At 64.0% G+C, this 14,664-nt stretch carries 18 protein-coding genes; 7 read left to right on the top strand and 11 right to left on the bottom strand.

Going from position 1 to position 14,664, the window contains the following annotated elements; all coding sequences use genetic code 11:
* Positions 1–7 precede the first annotated feature (7 nt).
* From Q2941_RS17255 to Q2941_RS17245, 3 genes are all read left to right on the top strand, one after another.
* The gene (locus Q2941_RS17255) at positions 8–178 is read left to right on the top strand and encodes a hypothetical protein (RefSeq protein WP_198031730.1); all 171 of its coding nucleotides are present in this window, start codon (positions 8–10) and stop codon (positions 176–178) included.
* 90 nt (positions 179–268) lie between these two features.
* The gene (locus tag Q2941_RS17250) at positions 269–658 is read left to right on the top strand and encodes a RidA family protein (RefSeq protein WP_027522240.1); all 390 of its coding nucleotides are present in this window, start codon (positions 269–271) and stop codon (positions 656–658) included.
* A gap of 47 nt (positions 659–705) precedes the next feature.
* Complete coding sequence (locus tag Q2941_RS17245) at positions 706–2,148, top strand: homospermidine synthase (RefSeq protein WP_458193213.1); 1,443 nt, start codon at positions 706–708, stop codon at positions 2,146–2,148.
* Positions 2,149–2,353: 205 nt separating this feature from the next.
* On the opposite strand, the gene Q2941_RS17240 is transcribed toward Q2941_RS17245, so the two are convergent.
* Positions 2,354–2,701: a hypothetical protein gene (locus Q2941_RS17240; protein WP_458193212.1), complete on the bottom strand. Its 348-nt coding sequence runs from the start codon at positions 2,699–2,701 to the stop codon at positions 2,354–2,356.
* A 94-nt stretch (positions 2,702–2,795) separates the two neighbouring features.
* A complete protein-coding gene (locus tag Q2941_RS17235) occupies positions 2,796–3,512 on the bottom strand; it encodes an MgtC/SapB family protein (RefSeq protein WP_458193211.1) in 717 nt (238 codons plus the stop codon).
* Positions 3,513–3,731: 219 nt separating this feature from the next.
* Here Q2941_RS17235 and Q2941_RS17230 point away from each other — a divergent pair, with 219 nt between their 5' ends.
* On the top strand, positions 3,732–4,697 hold the full coding sequence (locus tag Q2941_RS17230) for a hypothetical protein (protein WP_458193210.1): 966 nt from the start codon (positions 3,732–3,734) through the stop codon (positions 4,695–4,697).
* Between the two features lie 206 nt (positions 4,698–4,903).
* Here Q2941_RS17230 and Q2941_RS17225 read toward each other — a convergent pair whose 3' ends face one another.
* The 9 genes from Q2941_RS17225 to Q2941_RS17185 form a co-directional block, all read right to left on the bottom strand.
* The gene (locus Q2941_RS17225) at positions 4,904–5,923 is read right to left on the bottom strand and encodes a WD40 repeat domain-containing protein (protein WP_458193260.1); all 1,020 of its coding nucleotides are present in this window, start codon (positions 5,921–5,923) and stop codon (positions 4,904–4,906) included.
* A complete protein-coding gene (locus tag Q2941_RS17220) occupies positions 5,923–6,975 on the bottom strand; it encodes a CobW family GTP-binding protein (protein WP_027522235.1) in 1,053 nt (350 codons plus the stop codon). The genes Q2941_RS17225 and Q2941_RS17220 overlap by 1 nt, the downstream gene beginning before the upstream one ends.
* A gap of 54 nt (positions 6,976–7,029) precedes the next feature.
* Positions 7,030–7,896, bottom strand: coding sequence for a metal ABC transporter substrate-binding protein (locus tag Q2941_RS17215; RefSeq protein WP_458193209.1), 867 nt, complete (start codon positions 7,894–7,896; stop codon positions 7,030–7,032).
* Positions 7,896–8,762 (bottom strand): metal ABC transporter permease, encoded by an 867-nt coding sequence (locus tag Q2941_RS17210; protein WP_027522233.1) that lies wholly within the window; start codon positions 8,760–8,762, stop codon positions 7,896–7,898. The genes Q2941_RS17215 and Q2941_RS17210 overlap by 1 nt, the downstream gene beginning before the upstream one ends.
* 6 nt (positions 8,763–8,768) lie before the next feature.
* On the bottom strand, positions 8,769–9,524 hold the full coding sequence (locus Q2941_RS17205) for a metal ABC transporter ATP-binding protein (protein WP_458193208.1): 756 nt from the start codon (positions 9,522–9,524) through the stop codon (positions 8,769–8,771).
* Positions 9,525–9,526: 2 nt separating this feature from the next.
* Positions 9,527–9,751 carry a hypothetical protein gene (locus Q2941_RS17200; protein ID WP_458193207.1) on the bottom strand — a complete coding sequence of 75 codons (225 nt, stop codon included), beginning with the start codon at positions 9,749–9,751 and terminating at the stop codon, positions 9,527–9,529.
* A gap of 56 nt (positions 9,752–9,807) precedes the next feature.
* Positions 9,808–10,308 carry a hypothetical protein gene (locus Q2941_RS17195; protein ID WP_458193206.1) on the bottom strand — a complete coding sequence of 167 codons (501 nt, stop codon included), beginning with the start codon at positions 10,306–10,308 and terminating at the stop codon, positions 9,808–9,810.
* Positions 10,305–10,916, bottom strand: a complete 612-nt coding sequence (locus Q2941_RS17190; protein ID WP_458193205.1) for a permease — start codon at positions 10,914–10,916, stop codon at positions 10,305–10,307. The genes Q2941_RS17195 and Q2941_RS17190 overlap by 4 nt, the downstream gene beginning before the upstream one ends.
* 276 nt (positions 10,917–11,192) lie before the next feature.
* Positions 11,193–11,789, bottom strand: coding sequence for a superoxide dismutase (locus Q2941_RS17185; RefSeq protein WP_027522228.1), 597 nt, complete (start codon positions 11,787–11,789; stop codon positions 11,193–11,195).
* 247 nt (positions 11,790–12,036) lie between these two features.
* Here Q2941_RS17185 and Q2941_RS17180 point away from each other — a divergent pair, with 247 nt between their 5' ends.
* The 3 genes from Q2941_RS17180 (at position 12,037) to Q2941_RS17170 (ending at position 14,551) form a co-directional block, all read left to right on the top strand.
* On the top strand, positions 12,037–12,564 hold the full coding sequence (locus Q2941_RS17180) for a GNAT family N-acetyltransferase (protein WP_458193204.1): 528 nt from the start codon (positions 12,037–12,039) through the stop codon (positions 12,562–12,564).
* Between the two features lie 81 nt (positions 12,565–12,645).
* Positions 12,646–14,031: an MATE family efflux transporter gene (locus tag Q2941_RS17175; protein WP_458193203.1), complete on the top strand. Its 1,386-nt coding sequence runs from the start codon at positions 12,646–12,648 to the stop codon at positions 14,029–14,031.
* A 79-nt stretch (positions 14,032–14,110) separates the two neighbouring features.
* Positions 14,111–14,551 carry a DUF2147 domain-containing protein gene (locus tag Q2941_RS17170; RefSeq protein WP_027522225.1) on the top strand — a complete coding sequence of 147 codons (441 nt, stop codon included), beginning with the start codon at positions 14,111–14,113 and terminating at the stop codon, positions 14,549–14,551.
* Positions 14,552–14,664: the final 113 nt, after the last annotated feature.

The raw sequence follows: 14,664 nt of genomic DNA, 5'->3' as shown, positions 1-14,664 counted from the left end.
GTCCATCATGGCGAAGACCCCGGCCGCATCCAGCGGCGATGCTCGCCCGCGCCTGCGCAGCCTGATCACATCGGTGCTGTTCGTCCTGATCGCGATCATGATCGCCAGGGACATCCTGGTGCGGCGGTGGAGCGGCTCGCCGCCGCCGTCGCAAGCTACGACGCAGCAGTCCCGCTGAGCTCCCTTCACCGCCTTCTCGGGGGTTGCGCAGGGCCTCGAAAGGCCCTTTAACCCCGCGAAACACACCCCTTCAGTCGAGGTCGAACAGATGTCCCGTCGCCTGATTTCCACCGGCTCGCCTTTCGAGAAGACCGCCGGCTACAGCCGCGCCGTGATCGACGGCGAGTTCGCCTTCGTCGCCGGAACCACCGGCTACGACTACACGACCATGACGATGCCATCAGATGTCACGAGCCAGTCACGCAACTGCTTCAAGACCATCGAGGCCGCCCTAAAGGAGGGCGGATTCGAGATGGCCGACATCGTCCGCGTGACCTACTACCTCACCGACATCAAGGATGCCGATGCCCATTTCGCCGTCTGCGGGGAAGTCCTCGGCGACATCCGCCCGGCCGCCACGCTTCTCGCCGTCTCGGCGCTCTACAAGCCCGAGATGAAGGTCGAGATCGAAGTGACCGCCAAGCGCCGCAGCGCCTGATCCACCCTCACCCTTTGTCCGCCAGCACGTTCCGGAGAAACCATCCCATGAGCCCCCCCTCGCAGATCTACGCGAAGATTACCGGTCCCATCGTCATGGTCGGCTTCGGCTCCATCGGCAAAGGCACGTTGCCGATGATCGAGCGGCACCTCGATTACGACAAGTCGCGCATCACCGTGATCGATCCCAAGGACGAGGGCCGCAAGGCACATTGCGAGAAGCACAATGTCAAGTTCATCCAGAAGGGCGTGACCAGGGACAATTACCGTGAATTGCTGACCCCGCTGCTCACTGAAGGCGGTGGCCAGGGTTTTTGCGTCAATCTCTCGGTCGATACCGGCTCCACCGACATCATGGAGCTCTGCAACGAACTCGGCGCACTCTATATCGACACCGTCAACGAGCCCTGGCTCGGCTTCTATTTCGATGCGTCGAAGGGCCCGGAAGCGCGCTCCAACTACGCCCTTCGCGAAGTGACGCTGGCCGCCAAGAAGGCGCGCCCCGCGCGCTCGACGACGGCCGTCTCCTGCTGTGGCGCCAATCCCGGCATGGTCTCGTTTTTCGTCAAGCAGGCGCTGCTCAATGTCGCCGCCGACCTGAAGCTCAATGCCCCCAAGCCGAAGACCAAAGCCGAATGGGCGGACTTGATGCGGCAGGCTGGCGTCAAGGGCATCCACATCGCCGAACGCGACACCCAGCGCTCCAAGTCGCCGAAAGAGCCGGACGTCTTCGTCAACACCTGGTCGGTGGAAGGTTTCCTGTCGGAAGGCGTGCAGCCGTCCGAACTCGGTTGGGGCACCCATGAAAAATGGATGCCCGAGAATGCGCGGACCCACGAAGCCGGCTGCGGCGCCGCCATCTATCTGATGCAGCCCGGTGCCAACACGCGCGTGCGCACCTGGTGCCCGACCCGCGGTGCGCAGTATGGCTTCCTCGTCACCCACAACGAATCGATCTCGATCTCCGATTACTTCACGGTGCGTGACGCATCGGGCACCGCGATCTATCGGCCGACCTGCCACTATGCCTATCATCCGGCCGACGATGCCGTGCTGTCGCTGCATGAAATGTTCGGCCGCGCCGCGAAGATGCAGGAAAAGCACCACATCCTCGACGAGAATGAAATCGTCGATGGCATCGACGAACTCGGCGTGCTGCTGTTCGGCCATGACAACAATGCCTACTGGTACGGCTCGCAGCTCTCCATCGAAGAGACCCGCAAACTCGCGCCGTATCAGAACGCCACCGGCCTGCAAGTGACCTCCGCCGTGCTCGGCGGCATGGTGTGGGCGCTGGAAAACCCGAACGAAGGCATCGTCGAAGCCGACGAGATGGATTTCGATCGTCTGCTGGAAATCCAGATGCCGTATCTCGGCCCGGTGAAGGGTTTCTACACCGACTGGACGCCGCTGACGGATCGTCCGGGACTGTTTCCGGAGGACATCGATACGAGCGATCCCTGGCAGTTCCGGAATATTCTGGTGCGCTGACGGCGCGCTGGCGATGCCCTGCCAAGGCGGGGCATCAAAAATGTCAAAAACAACCCCATGCAAAGTAGCCGGTGACGGCTGGCGACTCCTCTCGTCATTCCGGGGCGACGCGACAGCGTCGAGCCCGGAATCCATCGTGCCGCAGAGTTCGCTGAGGAATGGATTCCGGCCTCGCGCTTCGCGCGCCCCGGAATGACAGCGGGGGTTACTTCTCCTTCGCCGGCGGCTCCTTGATCGGCGGGGCGATCTTCTCGGCTGGCGCTTGTGGCAGCACCGGCTTCGCGGCGCCCTGCGTCTGCGGATCAGGCCGTGCGGGCTCAGGCGCTGGAGTGGTCGGACGCTCACCGCCAGGCTTTGATTGCGCAGGCCTCCTGCTCCGATCATCCGGCGCCGGCGTGCCCTGCAGCGGCGGCGTGGCCTGGGCGGTCTGCATCCGGCTCTCGGCCCGGATCTGCGCCAGCGACAGGCCCGAGATCAGGACGCCCGCTCCGAACAGGAAACAGGCGATCAAGAGATCCCGGTGAAATCTGAGCTTGTCTTGCTTGCCGGCCATAACGCTACCCGCGAATTCGTCCGCAGTATCAACGAAATGGCCGGACTGCAGTTCCGCGCGATGTCGCCGCAGGGAACCTGTAGGAGCACCGCTTTCAGTCCGTCGTGCTGACTTCCCAGGTGGCGTGGCGGACGCCGGACTGGCGCTGCATGTCGACCGCCACGGCGTTCAGCTCGTTCGGATCGACGGCGGTCGCGACCAGCTTAGCAACGATTTCCAGGATGTCGTCGCCGATCTCGGCGACCTCGACATCCGCCACGGGATATTTCGCAGCTTCGAGCTTGTCGACGAGACGGTCGCGCATGTCGGGCAGAGCTTCCGTCGTGACCGCGACCTTGAAGTAGTAGGTCGCCTCGAGCGCCTTCTCGTTCAGTGGGATGCGGTTGATCGCGTTCACCAGGGGACGCAGCAGCGTGTTGCCCGCAATGATGAACACCGTGAGCGCGACGGCTTGCGCGACCAGGTCGGCGCCGGCGCAGGAGCCGACCGCGGCCGAGGCCCACAGCGTCGCCGCGGTGTTCAGCCCGCGCACGTCCATGCCCTGCTTCATGATGACGCCGGCGCCGAGAAAGCCGATGCCGGAGACGACGTAGGAGATGACGCGGACCGCGCCGTCGGCGCCGGTCAGGTGCATGGCGAGGTCGACGAACGCAGCGGCACCGACTGCGACCAGCACGTTGGTGCGCAGGCCCGCGGTGCGCTGGCGATATTGCCGCTCGGCACCGATCAGCGTTCCCAGCACGAAGGCCGTGAACAGGCTGATCAGCGTGTCGAGGAAGTCAGCAAGCTGGAAGGTCGTCAGAAACCGCATGGCCCCTCATACGGTCGGAATATGACCGTTGATCAAAGCTCGAGCAGCCCTCCATCGCCGGTCTCGTCGGCGAATGCAAGCAGCAACATCCCGGTCAAGAGCGCCACTGTCAGCTCCTCCCGCTCAGATGTCACCCGGCCATAACTCACGCGAGCGAGATTGCGCTCTAGACAACCTTTGATAGAAGTACGATCTTGCGCTTTTCGGAGATCGATTGACGTGAAAGCTGCACATATCGCGATTGCGCTTCTGGTTATTCAATGCTTGCCGGCACAGGCCGCCGAACCGAGTTGTATGAACGACTACTATCGCAACAAGCGACCAGCTTGCGTCGATAGCATTCTGTCACAGGTCAGGGACGCGCCATCGTGGCCAAAGTCGGAGCCCATGACGTTGATTGGATTTCTCGCGCAGCTCTTTCGATCGTCGCCAGATGAAAAGCAGCGCGTTCTCGCGGCGTCAGAACCATCGGAATACCTCCGAGGACTTTATCTGCAAGTTCTTCACCGAGCGGGCCTGCACGACGATGCAGAGAATTATGCCCGCGCGCACAGAATGCTGCCTGGGCTTCGAAACCTCGAGATTGCTCAGCCTACACCCCTTGACGAAGTCAGGCCATCATTGGCGCCGGGGGACAATGACCTGCTGATCGGCGCCTATATGGCGTCCGGCGACACGGTTTTCATTGAACGCATTCTAGAGAACTTCTCCAGCGCGGACGATAGCCTGGCGAGTGACGGCCTGCGCATGGGACTGATGCAATACAAATTCGGACCGACGTTCGTTCCAAAGGATCGCAAGGAGATGACCGCGGCTGCCGCTTGCGCAAAATATCAATGCAAGACCAATCCGGCCAAATTTTATCGTCTGCTCACTCTATCGACCGCCATTTGGGTCATGCAGGCACTAAGGAACGACGAGGGTGTCAACAGAACGGTGGATGGCTTCTTTGGACGGGACAAGCGCCTCAAGGAGCTTTTGGCTGCCGAAAAAGCCGCGCTTGGAAACTATCAGACGGCGCTCGTGTTTGTTACGGCATTCAAACCCGATCACGCCTCGATGGAAGCCGATCAGGCCTACGCAGCCATGAGCAAGTCGGCATCGATCTACGAGACCCTCGGATCGCCGCGTGACGTTGTCGCGCCGATCGAGACCCTCGCCAAATCCGGAAAGAAGCCAAACTAGAGCGGGATGGGATCAGGTTCGGTCGCGGCTAGGAGGCAGGTGCATTCCCTCTCCCGCTTGCGGGAGAGGGTTGGGGTGAGGGTGTCGCCGCAATCGAGAACCCCGATGCGGAGAGAGCCCTCACCCGGCGCCTCGCGCCGACCTCTCCCGCAAGCGGGAGAGGTGAAGCGAGCCCGCGGCGCGATCGCACCAAAACTCGTTGCCCTTCAAAGCTCGAGCAGCCCTCCATCGCCGGTCTCGTCGGCGAATGCAAGCAGCGTACCTTTGGCGTTCCAGGCCAGCGCCGCGACCGGCGCGGTGCCGTTGCGGCGGACCAGAATCTCCGCGCCGTCCTCCAGCCGCACCATCAGCACGGTGCCGTCGCTATAGCCGGCGGCAAAGATGTCGTTCTTCGGATGACAGGCGACGACCGAAACGCGCGCCTGCAGGGGCGCGAGCATCGCGGGCTCCTTGCCCATCGGGCCGTCCTTGCTCGCGAACGGCCACAGGATCACCGTATCGGCGCCCGACGTCGCCAGTGCCTTGCCGCCGGCGCTCCAGGACATCGAGCGGACGCGGCCGGGATAGCCGGTCATGCGCATATGCCTGTTATCGGCGAGCCGCCAGCCATGCAGCGCAGGCTCGTGCATCGCGGTGACCAGAAACTTGTTGTCCGGGCTGAAGGTCACGGCGAGATGCGAGCCGGCCCAGGGCAGGAATTCGGCGGATCCCGCCATGTTCGGAAACCACAGGGTCGCACCGTTGTAATGCGCGATGGCAAGCCGCAGACCCTTCGGCGCAAATGCAAGGCCGCCGACGGTCGAGGGCACCTCGATCGACTTCTCCTCTAGCTTGCCGCTCTTGACGAAGGCGAACTTGCCGGCCGACCAGGCGAAGGCGCCGTCGGGATGCAGCGCCACCGCATCGATCCAGCGCCGCTTGGGATCGGTCGCGAGCAGCGTCACCTCGCCCTTGGCGTCGAGCGCTGTGACCTTGCCGTCGTCGCCGCCCATCACGAGGCGCTTGCCGTCGGATGCGGTCGAGAGGATGCCACCGCCGTGGACGGCGACCATATTGATCTCACCGCTCGCGTCGACTAATGCGACGCTCTCCTCGCCGCCGACGAAGGCGGCGCGCGGGCCAAGGAAATGCACCGACGTCACGGCCATCCCGAGCGCGACCGGCTTGACGCGGTCGGTGACCGAGACGATCGAGGGTGAATCGGGAGCTGGCGTAAACTCTTTCATCACGAGACGATGCAGCTCTCGAAACCCTCGCGGATCGCCTGTTCCGGCAATTCGCGACCGATGAAGACGAGACGGCTCTCGCGCGGCTCGCCCTCCTTCCACTTCCGCTGATGGTTGCCCTCCAGCATCATGTGCACGCCCTGGAAGACGTAGCGGTCGTCATCATTGTGGAAGGCGAGGATGCCCTTGGAGCGCAGGATCTTCTGACCCTCCACCTGCACGAGGTTCTGCAGCCACGGCATGAACACGTTGGGATCGAGCGGCTTGTCGGTCTTGAGCGCAAGCGACTGCATCTCCTCGTCGTGATAGTGCTTCAGGCCATGGCCGTGATCATGGTGGTGATGATGGTCGTGGCCGTGATGGTGGTGATGATCATGGTCGTGGTCATGATCATCAGCCTCCAGAAAGTCCGGCTCGATATCGAGAATGCGGTCGAGGTCGAAGGCGCCGCGGTCGAGCACGTCAGCCAAGGCTACCGAGCAGCGCTCGGTGCGGTGCAGCTTCGCATATGGGTTGATGCCGCGGATGCGGGCCTCGACCTCGGCGAGCTCACCCTTGGAGACGAGGTCGGTCTTGTTCAGCACGATGACGTCGGCAAACGCGATCTGGTTCTTGGCCTCGGGCGCGTCCTTCAACCGGTCGGACAGCCATTTGGCATCGGCCACCGTCACGACCGCATCGAGACGCGCGTTCTTCTGCACGTCCTCGTCGACGAAGAAGGTCTGGGCGACCGGCGCAGGGTCCGCAAGACCCGTGGTCTCGACGATGATGGCGTCGAACTTGCCCTTGCGCTTCATCAGGCCGTCCATGATGCGCACGAGGTCGCCGCGCACGGTGCAGCAGATGCAGCCATTGTTCATCTCGAACACTTCCTCATCGGCGCCGATGATGAGGTCGTTGTCGATGCCGATCTCGCCGAATTCGTTGACGATGACGGCGTATTTCTTGCCGTGGTTCTCCGACAAAATGCGGTTCAAAAGCGTGGTCTTGCCGGCCCCGAGATAGCCGGTCAGCACGGTCACGGGAATCTTGGGGGAGGTCACTTCAGACATAACTACTCCGACATCGGGCTTTTTCGCGCGACGCGAGGCGGGGTGGCCCCTGCCCTAGTGGTCAAGCGCGCTGGTCAGGGCCTTTATATTGTGCCTGACCATGTCAATGTAAGTGGGGGCGGACCCCTTTTCGCCCGTCAAACCGTCGGAAATCAGGGTCCCGCCGACCTTGGAGCCGGTCTCCGCGGCGATCCGACGGATCAGCCGGTCGTCGCTGATATTTTCGAGGAACACGGCCGGGATTTTTTGGGCCCGGATCTGCCCGATGATGCCGGCGATATCGCGGGCGCTGGGCTCGGTTTCGGTGGAGACGCCGAGCGGAGCGATGAACTGGATACCGTATTCGGCAGCGAAATAGCCGAAGGCATCGTGGGTCGAGATCACCTTGCGCCGCTCGGGGGGAATTTTTGCGATGGCCTCGCGCACCTCGCGGTCGAGCGTTTCGAGCTTTTCCAGATAGGCCTTGGCTTGCCTACGGAAAACTTCCGCATCCTCAGGCGCGGCCGCGGCCAGCGCGGCGGCGATGTTGGTCACATAGGCTTTTGCGTTGGGGATCGATTGCCAGGCATGCGGATCGGAATCCGAGCCGAGCTTGAGCGGCGCGATGCCGGTGCTCGCGGTCACGACGGTTGCCTTGCTGCCTGAGGACTGCACCAGCCGCGGCAGCCAGCCCTCGAGCCCCAGGCCGTTGACGATGACGAGCCTTGCATCCGCGATCCGCTTCGCATCACCCGGCGCCGGCGTGTAGACATGGACATCGCTGTCGGCGCCGACCAGCGCGGTGAGGTTGATGCGATCGCCGCCGACGTTGCGGACCAAATCGGCGAGGATCGAGAAGCTCGCAACCACGTTGAGCCGCTCCGCCGCTTGAAGCGGCGACGCGATCAAGGACGCGACGACGAGGAGCAGGAAGCGGCGCATCACGCCTCCAGATGCCGGCCGGGAAACATCTGCCGGACCAGCCCGCCGACGCTGCCGAACAGCACTGAGACGACGTAGAACGCGGTCGCCACCAGGATGATCGCCGGCCCTGAGGGTATCCGCGTCTGGAACGACAGCACGAGCCCGGCATAGCCCGAGACCCCTGCTGCGATGACGGCGATAGAGATCATCGCGGTGAGATCGCGCGACCAGAACCGCGCGATGCCGGCGGGCATGATCATCAGGCCGACCGCAAGCAGGGTGCCGAGCGCCTGAAAGCCATTGACGAGGTTGATGACGACGAGGGCGAGGAAAGCGAGATGCGCTGGTCCCCCGGCACGGCTCACGGTGCGCAGGAACAGCGGGTCGACGCTCTCGATCACCAGCGGGCGGTAGATCACCGCGAGCACGAGCAGCGTGACCGTGGCGTTGAAGGCGACGACCAGCAGCGTCTGGTCGTCCATGGCGAGGATGTTGCCGAACAGCACGTGCAAGAGGTCGATATTGGTGCCCTTGATCGAGACGATGGTGACGCCCAGCGCGAGCGAAGCCAGATAAAAGGTCGCGAGCGAAGCGTCCTCCTTCAGGCCCGTCGAGCGCGCGACGACGCCGGCGAGAATCGCGACCGCAAAGCCCGCGATCAGGCCGCCGGCAGTCATCGCGAACAGATTGAGGCCGGAGAGCAGGAAGCCGATCGCGGCACCGGGGAGGATCGCATGCGCCATGGCATCGCCGACGAGGCTCATCCGCCGCAGCATCAGGAATACGCCGATCGGCGCGCCCGCAAGCGAAAGCGCGATCACGGCAGCGAGCGCGCGCCGCATGAATTCGAATTCGGTGAAGGGACCGATCAGCGCGTCATACATCGTGCGTCATGCCGCCTGCGAGCGCTCGTCATCGTCGGCGCAGGCCGCCGCGCTGTCGTCGAACGCTTCGCACATCCGCATCGCGACCATGAGGTTCTCCGCCGTGAGCACCTCGGCGGTCGCGCCCCAGGCCACCGGACCGCGCGCGAGCAACAGCGTTTGCGGGAAGTGCGCCCGCACCATCTCCATGTCGTGGAGCGCGGCGAGCACGGTGCGGCCCTCGCCATGCCAGCGCGTCACCAGCGCGAGCAGATCGGCCGTGGTCTTGCTGTCGATCGCGTTGAAGGGCTCATCGAGCACGATGAGCGCAGCATCCTGGAGCAGCACGCGCGCGAACAGCACGCGCTGCATCTGCCCACCGGAGAGCGTGCCGATCGGGCGATTCTCAAAACCGTTCAGCCCGACGGCGGCGATCGCGCGCAGGATCCTCTCGCGCGCCGCTTTGCCGATGCCGCCGAACAGGCCGATCCCACGCCACAGGCCCGTGCCGACGAAATCGAACACCGAGATCGGGAAGCTGCGGTCGATGTCGGCGGTCTGCGGCAAATAGGCGATATCGCGCGGATCGAGTCCGCCGAGATGGATGGATCCTGCGAGGGGCTTGAGGATGCCAACGATGCCGCGCAGCAGCGTCGACTTGCCGGCGCCGTTCGGGCCGATCACCGCGACCAGCGCCCCAGGCACGATCTCGCCCTTGAGGTGATGGACCGCCGGGTGCCGGTCATAGCCGAGGGTGACGTTGTGGAAACCGAGCGCCGCCATGGTCACCTCATCGCCAGAAAGACCATGCCCCAGAGCACGGCGCAGACGGCAAGCGCCGCTGCCAGGCGGCCCGCCATGGTCATGCGCAGGATCGACCAGGGCGCGGCCTGGGCCGGGTGCGGCGCTAGGGGATCGTGGACGTGGGCGTGCGTATGGTCATGCCCATGGGCATGGGCCTGGTCATGGGAATGGTCGTGATGATGGGCGTGGGACGCGGCGGGGACCATCCGGGAACGTTATATTATAACATTACCTCTGTCCACGCCTGCATCCGTCATTCCTCTCACGGCTTGCCGATCACCATGGCGATGGCCGCCGCCACGAACGGGAAAGGCACCGAGACGGCGCAGCGGAACCAGACGAAACGGGCCGGCATGAAGGGGATTTCCCACAGGATCACCCGCTGGAAAGCGAACAGCGCCCAGGCGACGACGTATGCCACAACCTGCGGCACGCCGCCGCCAGACTTCAGCGCCACCGTGCCGATGGAGAAGCCGATCACTGGGCCGCCGGGCGTGGCGGCGCCGGCGACCACGGCGGTGGCCACCCCTAGCCAGCCGCTATCGGGGCCGAGCCAGCCGGTGATCACTTCCTGCGGGATGATCGCGGCGATGTAGCCGGAGCCGATCACGCCGAGCGCGATCCGCGGCACGATGTTGACGAAGTCCATCGACCCCTCGCGCAGCGAGGCCTTGAACACCGGCTTGCCACGGCGGAAGGCGATCAGGCCGACGCCGAGCACCGAGCCCCACAACAGGATATCGATGAGGAGTGCGGCGCTCACGTCTCGTCGTCCTTTACCGCCGGCTTCGGATAGAGCCGGACATAGACGAAGCGACCGAGGCTACCTGCGAGCACCGGCAGCGGCAGCGAGATCACGATCCGCCACAGCGTGAAATCCGTGCCCATGATGGGGATTTCCCAGGCGACCGCCCGGCCATAGCCGATCAGGGTCCAGCTCACGACCATGGCGATGGTGGCGCCGAAATCGGCACCGACCGCGAGCAGCGCGCTTGCCACCGGATAGGCTGTAAACGGCCCACCCGGCAGGATCGCGCCGAAGGCGGTGCCGATCAAAAGGCCCATCAGGCCGGAGTTCGGCCCGAGCGAGCGCGACACCTTCTCGTGCGGCAGGATCTCCGAGATGAAGGCCCCGAGCAGGCAGCCGGCGAGCACGCGCGGCAGGATGCCGCCAAACAGCGAGAGATCGTGAGTGAGAATGTCGAGGACGCCTTCGGTGCCGTCACGCCGCCAGACCAGCGCCGCGCTTACCGCCACGAGCACCGCGATGATGATGGTCGACCAGCCGATCGGCTTGCGGATACGCCCCGGCCGCGGCTCGGACTCTGCGTCCTCGGCAGGCGTCGGATTGTTCGGGGAAGGTTCTGACAACGGGCTCGGGTCGGATCGAGGGGATGCCCGTTCTGCTTAAGGGCGCCACTGACGCGATGCAAACACAGTGATGGCGGGGGCGATGCGCGCCCCGCGCAGGGCTACGCGAGGCGGAGGCAAATTCCGCGCAGCAAAAAGGCGGTCGCAAGACGCGACCGCCCTTTCGTTGTTTCTGTCATTCCTGGGCCCACGAAGTGCGAACCCGGAATCTCGCGCCACGACTTCAGGATTCCGGGCTCGATGCTGCACATCGCCCCGGAATGACCAGTCGACGGCTCACGCCTTGTCGAACAGCGACTCCACGTATTCCCAGTTCACGAGGTTCTCGACGAAAGCCTTCAGATAGTCGGGGCGGCGGTTGCGGTAGTCGATGTAGTAGGAGTGCTCCCAGACGTCGCAGCCGAGGATCGGCGTGGCGCCATGCACCAGCGGATTCTCGCCGTTCGCCGTCTTGGAGATCTCGAGCTTGCCGTTCTTGACCTGGAGCCAGCACCAGCCGGAGCCGAACTGGCCGACGCCGGCAGCCTGGAAGTCCGCCTTGAACTTGTCGAAGCCGCCTAGGTCCTCGTTGATCTTCTTCTCGAGCTTGCCGGGCAGCTTGGTGCCGCCGCCATTGGGCTTCATCCAGCTCCAGAAGTGGATGTGGTTGTAGTGCTGGCCGGCATTGTTGAAGACCGCCGGGTTCTTCCCGAAGGAGCCCTTCACGATCTCCTCAAGGGACTTGCCTTCCCATTCGGTCCCCTTGAGCGCGTTGTTGCCGTTGGTGACGTAGGCCTGATGATGCTTGTCGTGGTGATATTCCAGCGTTTCCTTCGACATGTACTGGCCGAGGGCGTCATAGGCGTAAGGGAGAGGGGGGAGCGTAAAGGTCATGGCTTGTTGTCCGCAACTGGGTGGGGAACGTGTTCTAACGGTCACCCCTTATAGAAGGTTCCTGCGCCGTTAAATACCTTAGAATTTGCGAAAACGCCTGATGCGACGGCATGGCCTCATTGCCCAAACTCACGCACAAGATCAGGCCCGCAACCAGGCTCGTGGACGGGGCGTAAAATATCATTGCCTTTGAAGCGTTTAAGAGAGAACGAATGCATCCTCGCGCGGAGTTAGCAAAGGCGGACCCATGAGCATCGAGATCGACATCTTGAACGGCGACGCCTCGTGGCCGATCGCTGAGCCGCTGTTCAAGGCAGTCTGGCCGCGCGATGCCGTAGAGAAGCGGCCCTGGGGCCACATCAAATGGGCCAATACCGAGCTTCGCGTGTTGATTGAGGCGCCCGAGGGCGGGCTTGCCTGTCATGTAGGCATCTACTTCCGCACCATCACCTGGAACGGCCGCAAGGTCCATATTGGCGGCATCGGCGGCGTCGTGACTCGCGAGGACTGCCGTGGACGCGGCTACGCGACGCTCGCAATCGATGCCGCTATTCACACCATGCGCGCCAACGAGGCGGTCCGCTTCGCGCTCCTGTTCTGCGAGCCACATAATTTCGCGTTCTACCAGGCTCGTAACTGGCATCCTTTCACCGGCGATGTCTATTGCGAGCAGCCGGAGGGACGGATCCGCTTCGACTGTACGGCGCCGTTCGTCTTCGACATCGTCCGCGCGCCGCGCCTGGGCACCATCGACCTATGCGGCCGGCCGTGGTGAGCCCTGCGTGAACGGAGGGCTGGCGCGGACGACGCCTGCCTTGTAGTATGTTGACCATCATTTAATTTCGTCCGGTGACGCATGACGATCGACGCCCCGATAGACGCCGCACCGTCGCGCGCCCCAGTTACCTCCCCCATCACCAGCCTGCTGACTGCGCCGATCCTGCCGACACTGTTGCGACTGGCGATCCCCAACATGATCGCGATGGTCGGCAGCACACTGGTTGCGATCGCCGAGACCTCCTATATCGGCCGGCTCGGCACGATTCCGCTCGCCGCGATCGCGCTGGTGTTTCCCTTCGCGATGCTGACGCAGATGATGAGCGCGGGCGCGATGGGTGGCGGCGTGTCGTCTGCGATCAGCCGGGCGCTCGGCGCGGGCGACCGGGATCGCGCCGCGACACTGGCGGTGCACGCCGCCATCATCGGCATTTGCGGCGGGCTGTTCTTCACCGTGATGATGCTGCTGTTCGGCCGCAGCTTCTTCACGCTGCTCGGCGGACGCGGCAATGTCCTCGAAGAAGCCTGCAATTATTCGCAGGTGCTGTTCTCCGGCGCGATCGCGATCTGGCTGGTCAACACGCTCGCATCCGTGATCCGCGGCACCGGCGACATGCGCCTGCCCTCGATGACGCTGATCGGCACCAGCCTGGTGCAGGTCGTGGTCGGCGGCACGCTGGGGCTCGGCCTGTTCGGCGTGCCGCAACTCGGTATGCGCGGCGTTGCCTCCGGCCAGCTCATCGCCTTCATGCTCGCGGCCATTTTCTTCGTCTGGTATCTGCTCGCGGGTCGCAGCCGCCTGCCGCTGAATTTTGGCGCATTCCGGTTCGAGCGCGGCATGTTCCTCGACATCCTCAAGGTCGGCGCGGTGGCCTGCCTGTCGCCGCTGCAGACTGTGCTCACAATCCTGATCTTCACGAAAATTCTCGCAAGCTTCGGCACCGAGATGCTCGCTGGCTATGGCATCGGCTCACGACTGGAATTCTTGCTGATCCCGATCACCTTCGCCTTCGGCATTGCCTCGGTGCCGATGGTCGGCATGGCGATCGGCGCCGGACAGTTGCAGCGCGCGCGGCGCGTCGCGTGGACGGCGGCCGCAGCCGCGGGCCTCACAGTCGGGCTGATCGGCGTGACCGTCGCGCTCGATCCGGCGATCTGGGTCTCGCTCTTCACCCGCGATGCCGGCGTCACCGCCGCTGCGCACAGCTATTTCCACTGGGCGGGGCCGGCCTTCGTGTTCTTCGGCGTCGGCGTTTCGCTGTATTTCTCCTCGCAAGGTGCCGCGCGTGTCGGAGGCCCGGTGCTTGCGTCAACCGCGCGACTCCTGATCGTTGCCGTCGGCGGCGTCGCGCTCACGGCTGCCCAGGCGCCCGCCTGGACGCTGTTCGCCCTGATCGGCGGCGCCATGACGGTGTTCGGACTGTCCACCGCAACGTCCGTTGCCCTTGCGCGCTGGGGCAAATGAACGCAGGAATGTGATGCAGCCGCGCGTTGCATGATGGCGATTTGCTGCTATGGAGACGCCTCCATTTTCGGGGCTTCTCATGATTTGCAGATTCGCTGTTTTCATCGTTCTCTCTGCTGCGCTGTTCGGTGCGCCCTCGGCACGCGCACAGAGCGCGGATGCGAGCGGGACCTGGCTGACGCAGGCGGGCGACGCGCGCGTCAAGGTCAGCAAATGTGGCGGCGGCATCTGCGGCGTCATCGTCTGGCTGAAGGAGCCCTACGACACCGCAACCGGCCAGCCCGCGAGCGACAGCAAGAATCCAAATCCCGCGCTCGCCAGGCGCCCGCTGATCGGCTTGCCGCTATTCAACGGCATGCAGGCCACCGGTCCCAACAAATGGTCGGGGCAGATCTACAACGCTGATGACGGCAGCATGTATGCGAGCAATATCTCCGTCACCGGCACTGATACGCTCCGCGTCGAAGGCTGTGTCGGTGCCTTGTGCGGCGGCGAGACCTGGACGCGCGTGGGCCGCTGAGCTGATCTCTCATGTCCCGGAAGCGCTGCGGCACGCAGTGACGCTGCGCAGAGCCGGGACCCACATGCTTATGGGCCCCGGCCCTGCAGCGCATCACCATAGCGCGTCGAAGA

The organism is Bradyrhizobium sp. UFLA05-153, assembly GCF_054185185.1.
This window is presented reverse-complemented; position numbering and strand designations above follow the sequence as displayed.

What these genes read in the sequence shown, in the direction of transcription:
- Q2941_RS17255 (WP_198031730.1), top strand. Translation starts at nt 8, where the DNA reads ATGGCGAAGACCCCGGCCGCATCCAGCGGCGATGCTCGCCCGCGCCTG.
- Q2941_RS17250 (WP_027522240.1), top strand. Translation starts at nt 269, where the DNA reads ATGTCCCGTCGCCTGATTTCCACCGGCTCGCCTTTCGAGAAGACCGCC.
- Q2941_RS17245 (WP_458193213.1), top strand. Translation starts at nt 706, where the DNA reads ATGAGCCCCCCCTCGCAGATCTACGCGAAGATTACCGGTCCCATCGTC.
- Q2941_RS17240 (WP_458193212.1), bottom strand. Translation starts at nt 2,701, where the DNA reads ATGGCCGGCAAGCAAGACAAGCTCAGATTTCACCGGGATCTCTTGATC.
- Q2941_RS17235 (WP_458193211.1), bottom strand. Translation starts at nt 3,512, where the DNA reads ATGCGGTTTCTGACGACCTTCCAGCTTGCTGACTTCCTCGACACGCTG.
- Q2941_RS17225 (WP_458193260.1), bottom strand. Translation starts at nt 5,923, where the DNA reads ATGAAAGAGTTTACGCCAGCTCCCGATTCACCCTCGATCGTCTCGGTC.
- Q2941_RS17220 (WP_027522235.1), bottom strand. Translation starts at nt 6,975, where the DNA reads ATGTCTGAAGTGACCTCCCCCAAGATTCCCGTGACCGTGCTGACCGGC.
- Q2941_RS17215 (WP_458193209.1), bottom strand. Translation starts at nt 7,896, where the DNA reads ATGCGCCGCTTCCTGCTCCTCGTCGTCGCGTCCTTGATCGCGTCGCCG.
- Q2941_RS17210 (WP_027522233.1), bottom strand. Translation starts at nt 8,762, where the DNA reads ATGTATGACGCGCTGATCGGTCCCTTCACCGAATTCGAATTCATGCGG.
- Q2941_RS17205 (WP_458193208.1), bottom strand. Translation starts at nt 9,524, where the DNA reads ATGGCGGCGCTCGGTTTCCACAACGTCACCCTCGGCTATGACCGGCAC.
- Q2941_RS17200 (WP_458193207.1), bottom strand. Translation starts at nt 9,751, where the DNA reads ATGGTCCCCGCCGCGTCCCACGCCCATCATCACGACCATTCCCATGAC.
- Q2941_RS17185 (WP_027522228.1), bottom strand. Translation starts at nt 11,789, where the DNA reads ATGACCTTTACGCTCCCCCCTCTCCCTTACGCCTATGACGCCCTCGGC.
- Q2941_RS17180 (WP_458193204.1), top strand. Translation starts at nt 12,037, where the DNA reads ATGAGCATCGAGATCGACATCTTGAACGGCGACGCCTCGTGGCCGATC.
- Q2941_RS17175 (WP_458193203.1), top strand. Translation starts at nt 12,646, where the DNA reads ATGACGATCGACGCCCCGATAGACGCCGCACCGTCGCGCGCCCCAGTT.
- Q2941_RS17170 (WP_027522225.1), top strand. Translation starts at nt 14,111, where the DNA reads ATGATTTGCAGATTCGCTGTTTTCATCGTTCTCTCTGCTGCGCTGTTC.